The following is a 19120-nucleotide window of genomic DNA, read 5'->3' on the forward strand; positions in this document are numbered from 1 at the left end:
TAAGAGGGTTTAATTTTACTAAAAAATATTTAATAAAAAGAGGAGAGAATAAAATGATTAATTTAAAGTATCATATTTTTGTTTGTGCAAGCTGCAGGGTTAATGGAATTCAAAAAGGAATGTGTTATTCTAAAGATTCTGTAAAAGTTGTACAAAAATTTATGGAAGAAGTAGAAGACAGAGATCTAATAAACGAAGTAATGGTAACTAATACAGGGTGTTTGGGAGTATGTAATAAAGGTCCTATTGTAGTTGTATATCCTGAAGGAACTTGGTATGGAAATGTAACAGTTGACGATGTAGAAAAAATTGTAGAACAACATATCGAAGGTGGAAAAGTTGTGGAGGAATTAGTTATTTAAAAAATAAATATGTTTAAGTTTCAACTATAAATTTGAGATGTGTTATTGCACATCTTTTTTTATGCGCCTTTCTTAAAAGTTTGATTTAAATAGTTATGAAAAGAAGTACTTTGAGTATAATGTAGTTAGAGCAATGCCTGGAGTAGGATATGTTTTAGCACCAAGATTAATAGGTTCTATTGGAGATATAAGGCGATTCCATAATGGCAAAGCTTTAATAGCTTATGCGGGCATAGATGCACCACCATTTGAGTCATGTAATTTTAAAGGGACAAGGCAAAAGATATCGAAACGAGGATCAGCATATTTGAGAAAAACAGGATATGAAATAATGACTTCTTTAAATGCTATAAAACCGATAGAGGATTCAGTTGTATATGATTATATGTTAAAGAACAATGTTGATATTGGCATATGCAAAACTTGTAAATAAATGCAATTACAGTATAATATGTGTATGAAGTAATACAGAATAGTAATTTATGACGAACATAATGGATTATTATATATGAAAAAATGAAATTATTGGGAGTATTTATATGAAAAAATTGTTAATATTAATCTGCACTGTTATTATTATGTCTCAATTTCTAATTGGCTGTTCAGCAAACAAAAATGTTGAATTTAAAGAATTTTTTTCTCAAGTAATTGGATTTAGCGAAAATGACAAAAAATCAGAACCTATACAGCAGGATATAATCCTCATGTTGACTAATGACGATTTTCAGAAGTTTAAGGATGAATACTTTACACCAAGAGAAATTCCAATGGAATCACCTGATAAAGAAAAGGCGGTTTTATTCTTACAAATACCGTCTCAAACTTCATCAGTAGACTCTTATAGTGTTGAAAGTATAAATGTAAGTGATAATACTTTAACAGTAAACTTAAAACAATCTAGATGTTACGAAGTAGATGGCATAAGTGGCTTCAATGGCTCGTGGAAATTGGTTATATTAATAGAAGTCGATAAAACTAATTTAAAAAACAATATGGAGATTGTTGTAAACAAATAATTTAAACATACGTAAGGACTACAATTGTGGAAATATAATATCACTAAAAATAATACACAATGTTCTTAATTTGTGTATCAGCAAATAATATAACAGAATGAAAAACTATTTGCATAGAGGAGACCAATAAAAATTTTAATATATTGATTGGTCTATTTTTCGTGTAAATCTTTATTAAAGAAAAATGGTGAGAAAACCTGCTAAAAAGTATTGACTTTGCTTAGCAGGTTTTTATTTTAAAACTAATAAGGATGTGATAAATATCTTTAATACTATGTTTATCAATGATAATTCTAATGTTAGCAGGATGTAGTAAAATTGTGAAATCAAATAAAATATCAGATGGTGAATTAAAAATAGCATAATCAATTTAAATTAGGAGGAATTGGTAATGAATTTACGCCAAGCAGAAAGGTTTCTGGATCCATATTTGCAATTTCTACAATTGAAAATGCGATTCCAATTTTACATGGTTCAAGTGAGGGTGGATTTCATTATAAATATGTTTGTAGGAGGAGCTGGAAACCAGCATAAGCGAAAAGTTTATATCGAAGAGAGGCTAAAAGAACAATTTCTTAAGTTAAGTAAATATACTTGTGTAATATATTGCAAGGATTTTAGAAATATAGGTAAATTAATAAACTTTTATGGTTATCTATTGAAATTAAAAATAAAATATATAGCTGTTACAGTAAAACAAAATAGGTATATGAGTTTGTTTTCTGAAAATCAATTATTTGAGATGGCAAAAGAGAATATAATAGGTGGTTTAAGTAAGTTAGATTATGAAGCACCTTGGGAAATTAATTCTAATAATGAAGAAATAATTACATTTGAAAAAGATGCGGATATATATGCTGGGGATATGCCTATTAAAAGTTCTAAACATATAAATCCACCAGCATTTATACCATTAGATTTCGATAATTATGAAAAATTTATACTTCATTATATAGATATAATTAAAGGTAAATAATAAGATGTTTAATTAGAAAATTGATATTTAAAATAGCCTAGAGTATAAAAAAATATTCTAGGCTGATTTACATGTTTGGGGGAAATTTGATAAATTATTTGAAATTTAATTACTAAATAAAGGTCATTTAGATAAAAAATATGATATTTAATAAATTAAGAAGGGGAGATATTTACAGTCATTAATTCATTTGTGTTAGATGATATTTGGTAATTAAAGCCTATTTCTGGTAATGATTTATCAAACCATTTGGGAATATGATCGCAGATAATTTCTAAATTTTTTACATCCTCTTTTTTCAAAAAGGGAATTATTAGTTGTTTAGATGTGATTTTTTCATTAGATTGTAAAATTTTATATAAATCAAGCTTATAATTACCGAATTTGTCTACTTTTTGGGGCGCAAACATGTCTATGGTTTGTGATTGTAAAAAAATTTTCTTTTCTTGTTTTCTCTTTTCGGAATCTAATATTGAATCTAAAAAATTAATAGGTGTTCCAGTAAATTCATATATTGTAAAACCGTTAAAATCTAAAAAATTTATTAAGAATCCAGAAATTTTTTTTGCTACAAAGATTTTGCAATTAACAAGCTCAGATAATAAATTTGTATAATAAGTTCTTATAAAATTCAAATCATAATCATCTAATCGAAGTTCATAGGGGATGCTTTTGGCCTTTAACCATTTTCCATTAGATTTTTCGTATAATATCACTGTGCCATTAGTTTGCCAACTGCAAGTTTCTTTGTGATTATTTAATAAAACTGCAACTATATCCATAAAATCACTCCTTAATAAAATTTAAATTTAGAACTGAATAGTATTTTTGAATAGTATAGAATATTAACAATGTAAAAGCAATACAAATATTAAATATAAAAAAAGTAAAATTTTATAAAAATGTATTGACAATATAATTTGTGAATGTATAATAAGAACTAATAAAAGCAAACAAAAACAAATAACAAAAGCAAATAAAAACTAACAAAAGCAAATAAAAAATAACATTATCTAACGAAAATGAAAGGTGATCAATGTTATTGATTCATTTAAATAACTAGATATTATGTATGAATAATTTGTACAAAGAGGTATTAATTTATTTTAATAAATTATGCCTCTTATTTTTTATCTTATAAATACCACGAATATTTATAAGATAATTGAAAAATTTTTAAAGTATAAATAAAAAATACTTACACTCAATATCTTTTTCTACAGTGTAATAAAAAAGATAAATTGAGATCTTGACTATGGCAGTCTTGATATATATAAATTAATTATTGAAAGGAGTGATGCTTTATGGCTTAAAGAGTTACTTTTTAAAGAATTAAAGAAAACAAGAAAAACTTTTTATCATACCACGAATATAGTATAAAGTTATGATAAATTTTAATCCTATGGCACCAGGTCTATTAAAGTCACCTATTTTATTGGAAATAAAGCTTTTTCATTGTAATTTAGAAAAAATATAATGTAAATATCTAAATAAAAACAAAATACCTCATGTTATACCACGAATATAACATGAGGAAATAGTAATAAATAATCCTAGTGGCACCAAGCTTATAAAATCACTTATTATATTGTACCAAAATAAGTGTTTTTTATCAATAAAATTTTAATTGATAAAAGGTAAGAGTCTTAAATTTTTTAAAAAGTAAAAATTATATAAATTATTTGAATGAATATTTAATTTCGGAAGGAGAATATTAAAATGAGAAAAATAGCAATATATGGAAAAGGTGGAATTGGTAAATCAACAACTCAACAAAATACAGCAGGTGCAATGGCGCACTTTTATGGAAAGAATATATTTATACATGGTTGTGATCCAAAAGCAGATTCAACAAGACTTATTCTTGGAGGAATGAACCAAAAAACTTTAATGGATATGCTAAGAGATGAAGGGGAAGAAAAAATTACTGTAGATAGAGTTGTTAAACAAGGATTCCTTGGCATAAGATGCGTTGAATCAGGCGGCCCAGAACCAGGAGTTGGATGTGCAGGTCGTGGAGTTATTACAGCAATTGATTTAATGGAGAAAAATGGAGCATATACAGATGATTTAGATTTTGTATTCTTCGATGTACTTGGTGATGTTGTTTGTGGAGGATTTGCAATGCCTATCAGAGATGGTAAAGCGCAAGAAGTTTACATCGTTGCTTCAGGAGAAATGATGGCTATATATGCAGCAAATAATATCTGTAAAGGTCTTGTTAAATATGCAAAACAAAGTGGTGTAAGACTTGGTGGGATTATATGTAACAGCCGTAACGTTGATAGAGAAAGAGAATTTTTAGAAGAATTTACAGCAGCAATCGGAACACAAATGATTCACTTTATGCCTCGTGACAATATTGTTCAAAAAGCAGAATTTAATAAGAAAACTGTTGTTGAATATGATGCTGATTGTAATCAAGCAAAAGAATATGGAGAATTAGCACGTAAGATAATAGAAAATGAAATGTTCGTTATTCCAAAACCATTACAAATGGATGAATTAGAAGCTATGGTTGTTAAATATGGTATAGCTGATTAGTTAAATAAAAAGGAGGAATTAATTATGCCAAAGCATTTATTTAAATGTAGTGAATGTATTCCAGAAAGAGGAGAACATGCAGTTATAAAAGGTGAAGGTGAAGATTTAACTGATGCACTTCCATTAGGATATCTTAATACAATTCCAGGAAGTATTACAGAACGTGGATGCGCCTATTGTGGAGCTAAACACGTTATAGGAACACCTATGAAAGACGTTATTCATATGAGTCATGGACCAATAGGGTGTACTTATGATACTTGGCAGACAAAACGTTATATAAGTGACAATGATAATTTTCAAATTAAATATACTTTTGCTACAGACGTAAAAGAAAAAAACATTATATTTGGAGCTGAAAAATTATTAAAGAAGAATATGATTGAAGCTTTTGAGGCTTTTCCAAATATAAAAAGAATGACAATTTACCAAACTTGTGGAACTGCTTTAATAGGAGATGATATTGAGGCGGTAGCTCAAGAGGTTATGGAGGAAAAGCCAGATGTAGATATATTTGTTTGTAATTCCCCAGGATTTGCAGGACCAAGCCAATCTGGAGGACATCACAAAATAAATATCGCATGGATTAATAATAAAGTTGGAACATACGAACCTAAAATTACTAGTGATTATGTCATTAACTATGTTGGTGAATATAATATTCAAGGTGATCAGGAAGTAATGCAGGATTTCTTTAAGAGAATGGGAATACAAGTGCTTTCTACTTTTACAGGAAATGGTTCTTATGATGATTTAAGAGGGATGCACAAAGCTCACTTAAATGTTCTAGAATGTGCTCGTTCAGCAGAGTATATTTGTAATGAACTTAGACAAAGATATGGTATTCCACGTCTTGATATTGATGGATTTGGTTTTGAACCATTATCTAATTCATTAAGAAAAGTAGGATTGTTTTTTGGAATAGAAGATAGGGCTCAAGCTATAATTGATGAAGAAACTGCACGTTGGAAACCTGAACTAGACTGGTACAAAGAAAGACTTAAAGGTAAAAAAGTATGCTTATGGCCAGGCGGATCAAAGCTTTGGCACTGGGCTCATGCAATACATGAAGAAATGGGGGTAGAAGTTGTTTCTGTGTATACAAAGTTCGGGCATCAGGGAGATATGGAAAAGGGTATTTCAAGATGTGAAGAAGGAGCTCTTGCAATAGATGATCCAAATGAATTGGAATCTCTAGAAGCAGTACAAACGTTAAAGCCAGATGTTATATTTACTGGCAAACGTCCTGGTGAATATGTCAAGAAACTTGGAGTGCCATATTTAAATGCTCATGCATATCATAATGGACCATGGAAAGGCTATGAAGGCTGGGTAAGATTTGCACGTGATATATATAATGCTATATATTCTCCAATGCATCAGCTTGCTATGATTGATATAAGCAAAGATGAAATATCTAAAGAAAATAGATTCTTAACTCAAAGATTGATTTCAGATGCTAGTCTAAGTGAGGATGTAGTATCATCAACGACTTTGAGAGAATATACAGGTAAATATGATTGCCTTGTAGGAATTCGTGATAAAGAATATCCGCATTTGGAATCTAGTGAAAAAATTACCGATGTAGTATAAAGGAGGCGGAGTTTATGATAGATCCTAAAAAGGAAAAAATGAATCAGCTTGTAGATTATATTATGAAAAACTGTTTGTGGCAATTTCATTCTCGTAAATGGGATAGAGAGAGACAAAATGAAAATATATTGCTTAAAACAAAGCAGCTTTTAGTGGGTGAGCTAGTTAAAACAGACACACCAGAAGATAAATGCTACTGGGTAGATGCAATATGTCTAGCAGATGCTTTTAAAAGCAGATATTCATGGATTACAGATATGACAAAAGAAGAAATTGAAAAACTTATGAATGAAGTTAAAGAACGTATGGATTTGATAACTATATACGGATCGCTTAATTTGGAATTAACTGATCCGCGTTATTAGAAAGGAGTGATTGTAATGTCTTGCGGAATAGAAATAAAAGAAAAAGAACGTGCTGGTGTAATCAATCCAATATTCACATGTCAGCCAGCAGGAGCTCAATTTGTAAGTATTGGAGTTAAGGATTGTATAGGATTGGTACATGGGGGACAAGGTTGTGTTATGTTTGTAAGACTAATATTTTCACAACACTTTAAAGAAAGTTTTGAAATTGCATCTTCATCTTTGCATGAAGATGGAGCAGTATTTGGTGCTCTTAACAGAGTTGAAGAAGGTGTTGATGTACTTTTAATGAGATATCCAGATGTTAAGGTTATTCCTATTATATCAACATGCTCAACAGAAGTTATTGGTGATGATATCGATGGTGTAATAAGAAAGCTTAATGATGGATTATTGAAAGAAAAATATCCAGGTAGAGAAGTTCATTTAATTCCAGTCCATACACCAAGTTTTAAAGGCAGCCAAATAAGTGGATATGATGTAGCTGTTGAAGCTTTTGTGAAACATTTTGCTAAAAAAAGTGAGCCAAATGGAAAATTAAATCTTATTACAGGATGGGTAAATCCAGGTGATGTCACAGAAATTAAGCATATTTTAAATGAAATGGAGATTGATGCTACGGTTCTCTTTGAAATTGAAAGTTTTGATTCGCCATTGATGCCGGCAGAACATACAGTTTCTCATGGCGAGACTACTATAGAGGACTTAGTTGATACTGCTAATGCTACAGCAACTTTAGCACTTAATAGGTATGAAGGAGCAAAAGCAGCTGAATATTTAGAAGATGAGTTTCAAGTCCCTGCTACAATAGGACCAACTCCTATAGGAATCAGAAATACAGATTTATTTGTACAAACATTAAAAGAAATAACTGGAAAATCAATTCCAAAATCTTTAGCTTATGAACGTGGAGTTGCAATTGATGCAATACAAGATCTTACACATATGTTCTTAGCAGATAAAAAAGTGGCTATATATGGAAGTGCAGATTTAGTTATTTCATTAGCACAATTTTGCTTGGATTTAGAAATGAAACCAGTATTGCTTTTACTTGGTGATGATAATACCAAGTATGTAAAAGATCCAAGAATTGAAGAACTTAAAAAGCTTCAAGAAAATGTAAATTTCAAAATGGAAATCGTTACTAATGCAGACTTCTGGGAACTAGAAAACAGAATAAAGAATGAGGGACTAGAATTAGATCTTATATTAGGTCATTCAAAAGGTAGATTTATCGGAATAGATTATAAAATTCCAATGGTAAGAGTTGGATTCCCAGTTTATGACCGTGCAGGAATGTATAGAGATCCGATAGTAGGGTATAAAGGAGCAATGAGGCTCGCTGAATTAATGGCAAATACTATATTTACTGATATGGAGTACAAGAAAAACAAAGAATGGGTTCTAAATATGTGGTAAAAACCTGCCTTTATGTAAGTTTAATTAAAAATTTTATTTGATCTTGTTAGTGAATATTTAATCAAAGCATAGGAATGAAATTATGACTCAAATATTTGTTTATTTTTAATATTTGTAAATAGATTATCATGGATATAATAAAACTCCCCTTTATTATATAGGGTAAAACTATTTAGATGTTATTTTATCTAAATGGTTTTACCTCAAAATTACAAAAATATATTGAATAAGTTAAATAATGCGAGCTTATTATTTAACTATGATTAGATTTTAAGTGGTTCGCTAGCAGAAATATATAAAGGAGTAGGTATAATGATTAAAATCAAGATTAATGGAGCGGATCCAGATACATTTAATAAAAATTATAAAGATGCAAAAGCTTACCATAATAGGGCGGAACAATTTTTGAGTGAGGGACAATATCCCAGCGTGGTATTTAATGTAGCTTCAATAGCATTAGAGCGTTATTTAATAGCGTTAGGTAATTTATATGGTATAGATGCGGAAAATCATAATTATGGATCGCTTATGGATTCGGTTGAAATTGTTATTGATTTTCCAGAGGATTTAAATAAAGAAATAAGATTTCTTGATGTAGTCTATGATATCTGTTCTGTTGATAATTCTTATTCCAAAAATCCTGATTTATTAGACTTGCATCAAATACTTGTAATATGCAGTAAAGTTAAGAATATAATTGATGAGATAAATGATTATCCACAAAATTTCTGAAAATAAAAAGGAGTTAATAAAATTAACAATACTTTAAGTCATATTATCTAAGGAATTTATGATACATGACTTATAAAGTGAATTATTAAAAAATATAAGTTTTGGAGATAGGAGGATGTATATATGTTGATGGTACGAGCAATTATTAGGATTGAAAAAGTAGATGATGTATTAAAAGAATTAAGTGTGGCAGGTTTCCCATCAGTAAGTAAAATGGATGTTGTAGGAAGAGGAAAACAAAAGGGGTTCAAATTTGGTGATGTACTTTATGATGAAATACCTAAAGAAATGTTATTGCTTATAGTAAATGATGAAGACAAAGATGATGTAGTTAATATAATCATGAGAATAGCAAGAACTGGTGAAAATGGTGCGTTTGGTGATGGTAAAATATTTGTTAGTCCAGTTGAAGAAGCATATACAGTAAGTACTAACAGTAAAGGATTATAGGAGGGAAAAGTATGAAAGAAGTAATGGCTTTTATTCGTATAAAAAAGATTAACAAAACCAAAAAAGCTCTTTTAAATGTAGGATTCCCTTCTATGACATGTAGAAATATTTTAGGAAGAGGTAAGAAAAAAATAGATTTTAAGTTAACGATATCACCTTTAGAAGCAGCTAAGGAAATTCCAGAGATTTATGAAGCTAGCTCAGAAGAACATAGATTGGTGCCAAAGAGATTGATAACGCTGATTGTTAATGATGATGAAGTGGAAAAAGTAGTTGAAGCAATTATGGAAGTAAATTCAACTGGAAATCCTGGGGATGGAAAGATATTTATAATTCCAATTAGTGAGACCTATAGAATTAGAACAGGTGAAACTGGAGAAGAGGCTTTATAAATAAAAGCTAAAATATTACAATTGAAATGAGGTGATTTTGAATGAGGATTCATTATTTGCAGCATGTGCCATTTGAAAATCCAGGAAATATTATTGAATGGGCTCATAAAAATGGCCATAAACTAACAGGAACTCATTTATATAATTTTGAGGCAGTTCCTACAATGGAACAGTTGGATTGGCTAATAGTTATGGGTGGGCCAATGAATATTTATGAAGAGGAAAAATACGAATGGCTTAAATATGAAAAAAGGTTTATCAAGGAAGCTATAGAGAACAATAAAATTGTAATTGGTATTTGCCTTGGAGCACAGCTTATTACTGATGTTTTAGGTGGGAAAGTTACTAAAAATCCTAAAAAAGAAATTGGATTTTTCCATATAAATTTTGATAATGGAATATTAAAATCAACGTTATTCAAAGGTTTTCCAAACGTTATAAACGTTTTCCATTGGCATGGTGATACATTTAGTGAAATTGGCGAGGGCTGTGAAATTGTTGCTAGCAGTGAGGCTTGTAATAATCAAGGTTTTATTTATAATGAACATGTTGTTGGATTTCAATTTCATATGGAATGTAAAGAAAAAAATGTTTTGTCTTTAATTACAAATTGTGGCGATGAAATAGTTACTGATATGTATATTCAATCTGAAGAAGAAATAAAAGCCAATTTAGATTATTTACAAAATGCCAATTCTCTAATGTATACTTTTTTAGATAACTTAGAAAAATATTATCTAAAGAGGTGGAAGTAAGATGGAGCAAATAAGATATACGCAAAGGATATGCGGAGATAAAAATAAAATTAACAACTTCTTAGAAGATAAAAGAGTAGGAGCCCTAAGCATGTGTGATGAATATGGAAATCCTTATGTGATACCTGTAAATTATATATATTTAAATGAAAAAATATATATTCATGGAATGGGAAGTGGTAAAAAGAATAGGATTATAGAAACAAAACCGTCAGTGTGCTTTACTGTTTTTGAGGAATTCGGAACAGTCGTAGATATTGTTCCATGTAAATGTGATACATCATATTTTAGTATTGTTATTATGGGAAAAATGTTTTTGGTTAAAGATATAAATGAAAAAACTCAAGTTTTAACAAAGCTAGTTGAAAAGTTTATGCCTAATTTCTTTAAAAATCCTTTATCTAATCAATTTGTTGAAAAATATAAATCGTCTTTTGATAAAATGCCTGTTTCAGTGTATTGTCTCTCTCCAGAAATTCTTACAGCTAAAGAAAATCCAATTGATATGGAGCACATGTTTAAAAATATGAAGCAAATCTAAATAATATGTTGTTATATAATAGGAAAATGTATGATGAGTTAAAATTTAATAACTGAGGTCATAGTAAAGATCCTGATGTAAACTGTGCTTTAGAAGGTGTTGCCAGTGTTATTGCTGGAATAAAAGATAAGCATCGCAATACATTTCCTCAAGGCTGCGCAACAACAGTAGCAGCAGCTTTTGATAGTCATGAAGTGGATTTTACTAAAAGAAAGGTTGGATATACAAGATTATTTGAATCAGATATAATTTTAGGAGCAGGAGAAAAGCTTACTAATCTTATATTGGAAGCAGATAAAACATATAAATATAGAAAAAAGAGTTGAAATGTTAATAGAAAAAGGTGAAAAATCAATTATTAACATTCTTAGAAGAAGAGCACTTATAATATTTCTCGCTTAGGGGAAATATTAGGTGAGACTTAAAATAAATAATTATGACAAAGAGGTCTAGTTCAATAATGAATTAGACCTCTTTTTGTTAATTATTATATTAATTTTGTTACCAAAGTAATTTCTATAATGATGGTGGAAGTTGCTTTAGACATATATAAAATGATAAGAGTGGTTAATTTATGTACATGATTTGAGCAATCATTAGACCTGAAAAGGTAAATGTGGTTCTAGCGGAACTGCTAGACGTAGGGTTTTCACAAATCACAAAAATGGATGTGTTTGGAAGAGGAAAACAAAAAGGGATAAGAGTAGGGAGTGTAGAATATGATGAGCTTCCTAAAGAGATGCTTATGATTAGAGTTAATAACGAAGATAAGGATGAAGTAATAAAAATAATAATGCAAAATTCTAGAACAGGTAGCAAAGGAACTTTTGGTGACGGTAAGATATTTGTGTTACCAATTAAAGATAGCTATAGGATAAGAGATGGTAAATCAGGTGAAGATGTTCTGTAAGAATATGTGATTTTCAAGTGAAAAGATGTGTGTAAAGTAAATTTAAACTAAAATATTAAAATGATATATGGTGTGTATAGGTGTAAGTCTTATAGGACGAGAAATAATCTTACCTATAGGATTTACATTTTAAAATAGAAAAAAATATATAATTTAATGATAGATAACCTTGAGGAGGCAAATTATTATGAATACTTTAGAAATTACTGAATATATAAATTATAAACAAGAAAAAACTCAAAAACATCCTTGTTTTAGCTGTGATTCTGCTCATAAATATGCAAGGATGCACTTACCAATAGCACCAAAATGCAATATCAGCTGTAATTATTGTTTAAGAAAATATGATTGTATGAATGAAAGCAGACCAGGGGTCACAACCGAGATATTGTCGCCAAAGGAAGCTTTAGCTAAGTATAAGTTTGTTAAATCTAAAATGCCGAATTTAACTGTTGTTGGTATAGCTGGTCCTGGAGATGCTTTAGCTAATTTTGAAGAAGTAAAGGAAACTTTAAGTCTAATTAAAGAATATGATAAAGACGTAACTTTTTGCTTATCAACTAATGGATTAATGTTGCCTTTTCACTGTGAAGAAATTATTGAACTTGGAGTTAGTCATATTACAATAACTATTAATGGAATTAATCCCAATATAACTGCTAAAATTTATAAGTATGTTGATTATTTAGGGGATGTATATACTGGAGTAGCTGGAGCTCAAATACTTTTGGATAATCAATTATCTGGATTAAAATATCTAAGCGAAAGAGGGATAGTATGTAAAGTTAACATAGTTATGCTTAAAGGAATTAATGATAAACATATCGAAGAAACAGTTAAAAAAGTTAAAATGCTCGGCGCCTCAACAACTAATATAATGCAAATGATACCAGTTAAAGGAAGTGTGTTTGAAGAAATGCCCTTGGTTAGCAATAAAGAAATAATGGAGCTCAGGAATGTATGCGAGAAACATTTGCCACAAATGTATCATTGTAAACAATGTAGAGCTGATGCTATTGGAACATTGGATGATGATCAATCTTTGAAATTTGCAAATCACAACAATTCAGAAGAAAAATTAAGATTTGCAATAGCATCAAAAAGTGGTAAAATTGTGGATTTACATTTTGGACATGCTACTGAATTTTATATTTATGATTATGTAAATGATAAAGTTAAATATATTGAAAAAAGAGATGTTGATAAATATTGTAACGGTAAAGATGGTTATGAAGAAACCACAAAATTTGAAAATACTCTAGAGGTTTTATCAGATTGTAATGGCGTAATATCATTAAGGATTGGAAGCAACCCTTCAAATAAATTTCAAAGTAAGGGTATAGAGGTTTTTATGACTTGCGATAGAATTGAAAGTGCAGTAGCAAAAGCAGCAGAATCAATTATAAATGGAATTGAAGTTGAAAATATTCTTAAAGTTTAATATCAAATATAAATTATCAATGTGAAATCGTAAATTAAACATGCTATTCATATAAAATTTATTAAATTTAGATGTACAATAGTAATTAGAACTTATATAATTAATTAAATAACTTGAAAAGTATATGAAATTATTAAAGAATATGGTAATATTATTATAATAGAATAAAAGGTAAAGAAGCCTAAAAATGAACTGATTATAAGGTGATTTTTAGGTTATTTTTATTGGCAAGGGAGCCTATTTAATCTAAAGATTAGTATTAAATAGGTTTTTTCATTTTATTTAAGAAAATTTGAATATAAAAGGGAGTGGAATTAATTATGGAAGAAAGAAAATTAGAAATTGTAGACAAAACTTTAGTTGTGCTTGAATCAATATATGGAGATAATATCAGAAAAAAAATTCCACAGCTGCGAATTTTAATTAAGTTACTGCATGAAATTGGATGTGACTATATAGAGATGACACCTGAATTATATAAGGCTTTGTGTCCATTTCCTGAAAGTATGTATATTAGAATTTACAACAAGTTAAGAGATGTTCAAGGAGGAATAAATATATATGGTAACTTAAATATAGAACTTATGGACAAAGATAGCAATAACTTTAGAATTGTTGGATTAGATGATCTAATATTTTATGATTATAAAAAGATTTTTCTAGAGATAATTAAGAAATTTGGTAATAACATTGAAATGTGTATTAAAAATGAATACAACTCAGCAATAGCTATGAGCTTGGAATGGATTCGTTCTGGAGGAAGAAAAATTACAACAACTTTTTCTGGAATAGGAGGATATGCATCTTTGGAAAGCTTATTAGGATCTCTGGAATTTTTGGAACATATGAAACATGGTGGTAATTATGTGTTATTTCCAGAAGTACTTAAAATCTTCGAAGAAATAACTGAAAATGAAATTAAACCTAATACTCCATTTATAGGAAGAGATATTTTTAACGTAGAATCTGGCATACATGTAAATGGTATTGCAAAGAATCCAAAAACCTATGAACCTTATGATCCTAGTAAAATAGGAAGAATGAGGAAAATAATAATTGGAAAACATTCTGGTATTAGTTCACTGGAAATGAAATTAAAAGAACTGCACATAGAGTATAAAGATAACAATTTAAGCAACATGCTGGAGAAGATTAGAAAAATTTGTACTCAAAAAAAACGTGGACTTAATGATGAAGAATTGAAACAGTTATTTATGAGTTGCGGTAAATGTATTTAGTCAAGTATCATGAAATGAGGTGAAAATATTGAATTTAGAATATATAAATATTGTAGATACAACTTTAAGAGACGGTGAACAAAGTGCAGGGAAAGCCTTTTCTATAGATGAAAAGCTTGAAATAGCTAGATGTATGGATGAAAATGATATATATCAAATAGAAGCTGGAATACCAGCTATGGGGGATTTAGAAAAGGAATGTATTAAACGAATATTGAATATCAGAAAAAAATCATTAATTTCCACATGGAATAGAATGAATATTAAAGATATATCAGATTCAATAGATTGTAAGCCTGATATAATTCATATAAGCGTTCCTACATCAGATATACAAATATTTTCAAACTTAAAGAAAGATAAGAAATGGGTTGAAGATAATCTTAGAGAATGTGTATATTTTGCAAGAAATAAGGGTTATGAGGTAACTATTGGTTTTGAAGATGCCTCAAGAGCTGAAATTAATTATCTTATTAAATTATGTCAAATCATCAAAGAATTTGGGGTCAAAAGAATTAGATATGCTGATACTGTAGGAATATTAACACCATCACTAGTTAAACATACAGTTCCAATCCTAATTGATACAACTGGTATGGAAGTAGAAATTCATGCCCACAATGATTTTGGAATGGCAATTCCTGTTTCAATGGAAGCAGTGAAATGTGGAGCAAACTATGTGAATTGTACCTTAAATGGAATTGGAGAAAGAGCAGGTAATTGTAATTTACAGGACTTTATTAAAGCATTAGATTCATATATAGAAAGAAGTAAAAATCATAAAATTTTTCCATAATAAAGGAAGTTAAATTATGATTGAGAAAGAAATCATAATAATAGATAAAACATTGGTAGTACTAGAGGCATTATACAAAGATAAGCTTATTAAAAAAATACCGCTACTTAGAACTTTAATTAGATTGTTACATGAAATTGGAAGTGATTATGGCGAGGATTAAATGATGAAGAAATTAAACAATTATTTAAAAATTGTGGAGTGCTATGTAAATAATAAAATAAAGTGAACTTATTATAAATGAAGGCAAGGGATAATATTTTAATTTCCTTGCCTTTACTTAGGTTAATAGAAAAACTAATCTTGATGAAAATATTTTGAGCTGTTCCAAGTTATGATATAATTTATTTCAGAAGTGATTAAATTTAATTAATATGTTAATATTATTATAAGAACTGGTGTTTTCATAATAGAGTTTTTTGCTATTCTTAAATTATGATAAACATATGTTGCAGATTATATATTTAGGAGCAAAAGTATGCTAAATGAATTAAATAGTATTTTAGATAATGTAATATATTTAGATATAGAAACAACTGGGCTTGATGAAAAGAGTTCAGAAATCATTGAAATTGGTGCAGTTAAAATCAAAAATGGAATAATATCTACCTATGAGACTTTAATAAGACCAAGGGGAAGAGTTCCTATAAGCATTTATAAATTATGTATAGGTCTAAACGAAACAGATTTATATAATGCAAGACCTATAAGCAGTGTTAAAGAAGAAGTTATAGAATTTTTAGAAGATCTTCCTTTAATTTGCCATAACGGAGGCTTTGAAAGAAAATTCTTAGGATATCATATTCCAGAAATTAAAAATAAAATAATGGATTCATTGGAGCTTGCTGCAATATTAGAGCCATGGCGCAAGGAATTTAATGTCGATGCTTTGTTAAAGGCAATTACTAATCTTAAAAAAAATGAAATTCATAGAGGCTTATCAGATTCAGTTGATACACTTAAAGTAGTAAATTCTCTTCTTTTGAGACAGTGGGCAAGAGAAGAAACCGGAAGAAAGAAAAATAAAACCTTATATGATAGACTGAATAGAGAATATCAATATTTGAATAAATGGATATGGACACAATATTTATTAAAACCTCCCTTTTTAACAGATGAAGATTTTCCATATGTTAATTATGAAGAAAATAAGAAAGAAGAAATTAAACTAAAAAGGCTTTCAATAGATTATTCCTTGTATGAGAATTTACTTGAAAATGAAGAAATTTGGAATAACGGTGGAGACTTTGGTTACCAATATAGAAAGGATCAAAAAGAATTTTCAAAAAAAATAAGGGAAAACTTTGAGAAATCTGAAAGAATATTTATTGAAGCTCCAACAGGTAGTGGTAAAACTTTCGCTTATGTGTTAATCGCAGCCATTGAGACTTATATCAATAAACAGAAAAATAAAAAAGACGATTCTAGTTTTATTATTTCAACAAATACAAAAGAATTACAAAACCAATTAATTGAAAGAGATATACCCACAATTCTTAAGAAGTTAAGATTGGATGATAAGCTAAAATACGGTGCTATGAAAGGCAAGGGAAATTATCTTTGTGTAGATAGATTGAATAAATGTGAAGCTCTTGAATTTGATGAAAAAGGAAATCTAGCCTTATTATTTTTAAGAAGACTTTGTGAAAATGGCGAATATGGAGATATTGAAAATATAAATTATGCTTTGCAGAAACATTTTGAATTAGATAAATACTTAAATGAAGTCAATTGTGACAGTGAACAGTGTAATTTGGATAAATGCCATAAACCTTGCTTTTTAAGAAAAAGATATAATGAGCTTCCACATGAAAATATAACGGTAATAAATCATTCGTTATTATCTTGCTGGCCATATAGTGAAAAAAAGAAAATCAATCATCTTATAATTGATGAGGGACATAATTTGATGGAGAAATGTTATGATTTCTTTGCTGAAGAGTTTTATTCTATTCAATTTTTAGAGTTATTAGATATGATTGAAAAAGGTCATCCAAGTATTATTGCAATGCTTTTAAGTTTAAACGCAAGCTATGGTCATAGAGAAACCATAGAAAAAGATAAGCTAGTTTATCTTGTAAATGATATTGTGATAAATATAAATATTTTAATGAATGATTTTAGAAGTATGAGATTAGTAAGTGGGGAATATAATTTTACTACTGAATTTTTTATTCCAAGAGATGATTTAAAGAATATGACTAAACCTGTTTGGAATGAAATTTCAGCTTTAAAAGAAAGCATATATCCGTTATACAAAATATTAAATGATTATGTGAGTAATATTACCTTAGATGAAGAAACCAATGGTGATAATGATCATAAAAATCTATCAGACTATATTTCAAAGCTTAAAGCTAATTTTGATGTTTTAGATAAGTTTTTAGAAAACTCAGTGTTTTATGCTAAAGTTTTGGAGGTTGATTCTGAATACAAATCCTTTACCTTTAGAAATGTACCCTTAAATGTTGGGGAATTAGTAAATGAACACATGCTTAAAGATGTTAAAAGCACAACATTTTTATCAGCAACGCTTAGAATAGAAAATTCCTTTAATAAGATAAAGAAGCATTTAGGGCAAGAAAAGGCAAAGGAATTTATTATTCCTCCAACCTTTAATTTAAAAAATAGAACAAAAATTTATGCTTTAAATAATGTTGGACGATATGATGAACCAGCATATATTAAAAATATATCTAAATTTATATTTGAAACAGCTCAAAAAATTAATGGACATATTCTTGTTTTATTTAATAATAATGCTCGAAGAACAGCTGTAAATGAAGAATTGGAATTGCTTACAAGGGGAACTAAAATAGAAGTTCATATTAGCAAAAAATCAGTTTCAGCATTAAATGATTCAAATAGACAGGTTATTATTTTAGGGAGCAAAGGATTTTTTGAAGGTATAGATGTACCTGGAGATGCATTAAGTTGTGTAATGCTAGATAAAATACCTAATTATAGTCCTGAATACCCAATTTTAAGGGCAATTACTACTTATCAAAAGAAAAATTATCAAGATGTAAATTACCCTCAAGTTTGTATTAAAGTTAAACAGATTTATGGAAGGCTCATTAGAAGTACTTTTGATTATGGATACTTTATAATATTAGACCCAGGACAAAATGCAAATACGATTCGTAATTTAGAAAGGGACCTTGGAGGACCAAGTATTGAGCATACATCAACACAAAAAGTACTTTCTGAAATGCAATTTGATTATAATAATTGGAAAAGAAGTAATATCAATAATATAATCAATAATATGAAGAAAAATAATAAAAACCTAGTTGAAGATTTTAATAATGAAGCTAAAAAGCATAAATTATTCTGGGAACTTTCGAAAGTAGAAAATGATGAATTTTACTTTGAAAATATGGACTTTAAGTTAAATGGTAAAATAAATTAAAAATAACTGCTTTATCAAGCACAATTAAAAATGCTAATTGCATAGAATTAATTGTGCTTTAAGCATTTTGCCATAAAATGGCATTAGCAGTATGTTCTTAGCTTAATTTTTATAAAATATAATTTTTGAAGACCTATTCAATTTTTATGAAATAAATGGTATAATTTTATTAATAATT

18 protein-coding genes and 3 pseudogenes are annotated in these 19120 nt (G+C 28.7%); 20 read left to right on the forward strand and 1 reads right to left on the reverse strand.

Annotated elements, in window-relative coordinates:
* The first annotated feature begins 53 nt into the window (after nt 1-53).
* From CSPA_RS15010 to CSPA_RS15025, 4 genes and pseudogenes are all read left to right on the forward strand, one after another.
* Nucleotides 54-362 carry a 2Fe-2S ferredoxin gene (locus CSPA_RS15010; protein ID WP_015393162.1) on the forward strand — a complete coding sequence of 103 codons (309 nt, stop codon included), beginning with the start codon at nt 54-56 and terminating at the stop codon, nt 360-362.
* A 100-nt stretch (nt 363-462) separates the two neighbouring features.
* Nucleotides 463-795 (forward strand): annotated as a pseudogene (locus CSPA_RS15015) (IS110 family transposase); the annotation flags it as partial.
* Between the two features lie 106 nt (nt 796-901).
* Nucleotides 902-1378 carry a hypothetical protein gene (locus CSPA_RS15020; RefSeq protein ID WP_015393164.1) on the forward strand — a complete coding sequence of 159 codons (477 nt, stop codon included), beginning with the start codon at nt 902-904 and terminating at the stop codon, nt 1376-1378.
* 391 nt (nt 1379-1769) lie between these two features.
* A complete protein-coding gene (locus CSPA_RS15025; RefSeq protein ID WP_015393165.1) occupies nt 1770-2354 on the forward strand; it encodes a hypothetical protein in 585 nt (194 codons plus the stop codon).
* 155 nt (nt 2355-2509) lie between these two features.
* On the opposite strand, the gene CSPA_RS15030 is transcribed toward CSPA_RS15025, so the two are convergent.
* The gene (locus CSPA_RS15030; protein ID WP_015393166.1) at nt 2510-3136 is read right to left on the reverse strand and encodes a Fe-only nitrogenase accessory AnfO family protein; all 627 of its coding nucleotides are present in this window, start codon (nt 3134-3136) and stop codon (nt 2510-2512) included.
* A gap of 937 nt (nt 3137-4073) precedes the next feature.
* Here CSPA_RS15030 and nifH point away from each other — a divergent pair.
* The 16 genes and pseudogenes from nifH to CSPA_RS15100 all read left to right on the forward strand — a co-directional run bounded on the left by nifH (nt 4074) and on the right by CSPA_RS15100 (nt 18942).
* Nucleotides 4074-4898: a nitrogenase iron protein gene (gene nifH, locus CSPA_RS15035; protein WP_015393167.1), complete on the forward strand. Its 825-nt coding sequence runs from the start codon at nt 4074-4076 to the stop codon at nt 4896-4898.
* Between the two features lie 24 nt (nt 4899-4922).
* Nucleotides 4923-6491 (forward strand): nitrogenase iron-iron protein, alpha chain, encoded by a 1569-nt coding sequence (gene anfD / locus CSPA_RS15040; RefSeq protein ID WP_015393168.1) that lies wholly within the window; start codon nt 4923-4925, stop codon nt 6489-6491.
* Between the two features lie 14 nt (nt 6492-6505).
* Nucleotides 6506-6856, forward strand: a complete 351-nt coding sequence (gene anfG / locus CSPA_RS15045) for a Fe-only nitrogenase subunit delta (RefSeq protein ID WP_015393169.1) — start codon at nt 6506-6508, stop codon at nt 6854-6856.
* Between the two features lie 15 nt (nt 6857-6871).
* Nucleotides 6872-8275, forward strand: a complete 1404-nt coding sequence (anfK, locus tag CSPA_RS15050; protein ID WP_015393170.1) for a Fe-only nitrogenase subunit beta — start codon at nt 6872-6874, stop codon at nt 8273-8275.
* 312 nt (nt 8276-8587) lie between these two features.
* Nucleotides 8588-9007, forward strand: coding sequence for a HEPN domain-containing protein (locus tag CSPA_RS15055; protein ID WP_015393171.1), 420 nt, complete (start codon nt 8588-8590; stop codon nt 9005-9007).
* 123 nt (nt 9008-9130) lie between these two features.
* Entirely contained in the window at nt 9131-9457 is a 327-nt protein-coding gene (locus CSPA_RS15060; RefSeq protein ID WP_015393172.1) for a P-II family nitrogen regulator, read from the forward strand.
* Nucleotides 9458-9468: 11 nt separating this feature from the next.
* Nucleotides 9469-9849: a P-II family nitrogen regulator gene (locus tag CSPA_RS15065; RefSeq protein WP_015393173.1), complete on the forward strand. Its 381-nt coding sequence runs from the start codon at nt 9469-9471 to the stop codon at nt 9847-9849.
* A 41-nt stretch (nt 9850-9890) separates the two neighbouring features.
* Nucleotides 9891-10604, forward strand: a complete 714-nt coding sequence (locus CSPA_RS15070) for a type 1 glutamine amidotransferase (RefSeq protein ID WP_015393174.1) — start codon at nt 9891-9893, stop codon at nt 10602-10604.
* A gap of 1 nt (nt 10605) precedes the next feature.
* A complete protein-coding gene (locus CSPA_RS15075; RefSeq protein WP_015393175.1) occupies nt 10606-11145 on the forward strand; it encodes a pyridoxamine 5'-phosphate oxidase family protein in 540 nt (179 codons plus the stop codon).
* A 95-nt stretch (nt 11146-11240) separates the two neighbouring features.
* Nucleotides 11241-11471: pseudogene (locus CSPA_RS29165) on the forward strand (nitrogenase component 1); the annotation flags it as partial.
* Between the two features lie 266 nt (nt 11472-11737).
* On the forward strand, nt 11738-12055 hold the full coding sequence (locus tag CSPA_RS15080; protein WP_242832607.1) for a P-II family nitrogen regulator: 318 nt from the start codon (nt 11738-11740) through the stop codon (nt 12053-12055).
* A gap of 226 nt (nt 12056-12281) precedes the next feature.
* Nucleotides 12282-13496: pseudogene (gene nifB, locus CSPA_RS15085) on the forward strand (nitrogenase cofactor biosynthesis protein NifB); the annotation flags it as partial.
* A 320-nt stretch (nt 13497-13816) separates the two neighbouring features.
* Nucleotides 13817-14734 carry a homocitrate synthase/isopropylmalate synthase family protein gene (locus CSPA_RS15090; protein ID WP_015393178.1) on the forward strand — a complete coding sequence of 306 codons (918 nt, stop codon included), beginning with the start codon at nt 13817-13819 and terminating at the stop codon, nt 14732-14734.
* Between the two features lie 28 nt (nt 14735-14762).
* Nucleotides 14763-15530, forward strand: a complete 768-nt coding sequence (locus CSPA_RS15095) for a beta/alpha barrel domain-containing protein (protein WP_015393179.1) — start codon at nt 14763-14765, stop codon at nt 15528-15530.
* A 16-nt stretch (nt 15531-15546) separates the two neighbouring features.
* Nucleotides 15547-15693, forward strand: a complete 147-nt coding sequence (locus CSPA_RS30175) for a hypothetical protein (protein WP_015393180.1) — start codon at nt 15547-15549, stop codon at nt 15691-15693.
* Nucleotides 15694-16008: 315 nt separating this feature from the next.
* Complete coding sequence (locus CSPA_RS15100) at nt 16009-18942, forward strand: helicase C-terminal domain-containing protein (RefSeq protein WP_015393181.1); 2934 nt, start codon at nt 16009-16011, stop codon at nt 18940-18942.
* Nucleotides 18943-19120: the final 178 nt, after the last annotated feature.

Origin of the sequence: Clostridium saccharoperbutylacetonicum N1-4(HMT) (assembly GCF_000340885.1) — a bacterium.
Classification (GTDB): Bacteria; Bacillota; Clostridia; order Clostridiales; family Clostridiaceae; genus Clostridium; species Clostridium saccharoperbutylacetonicum.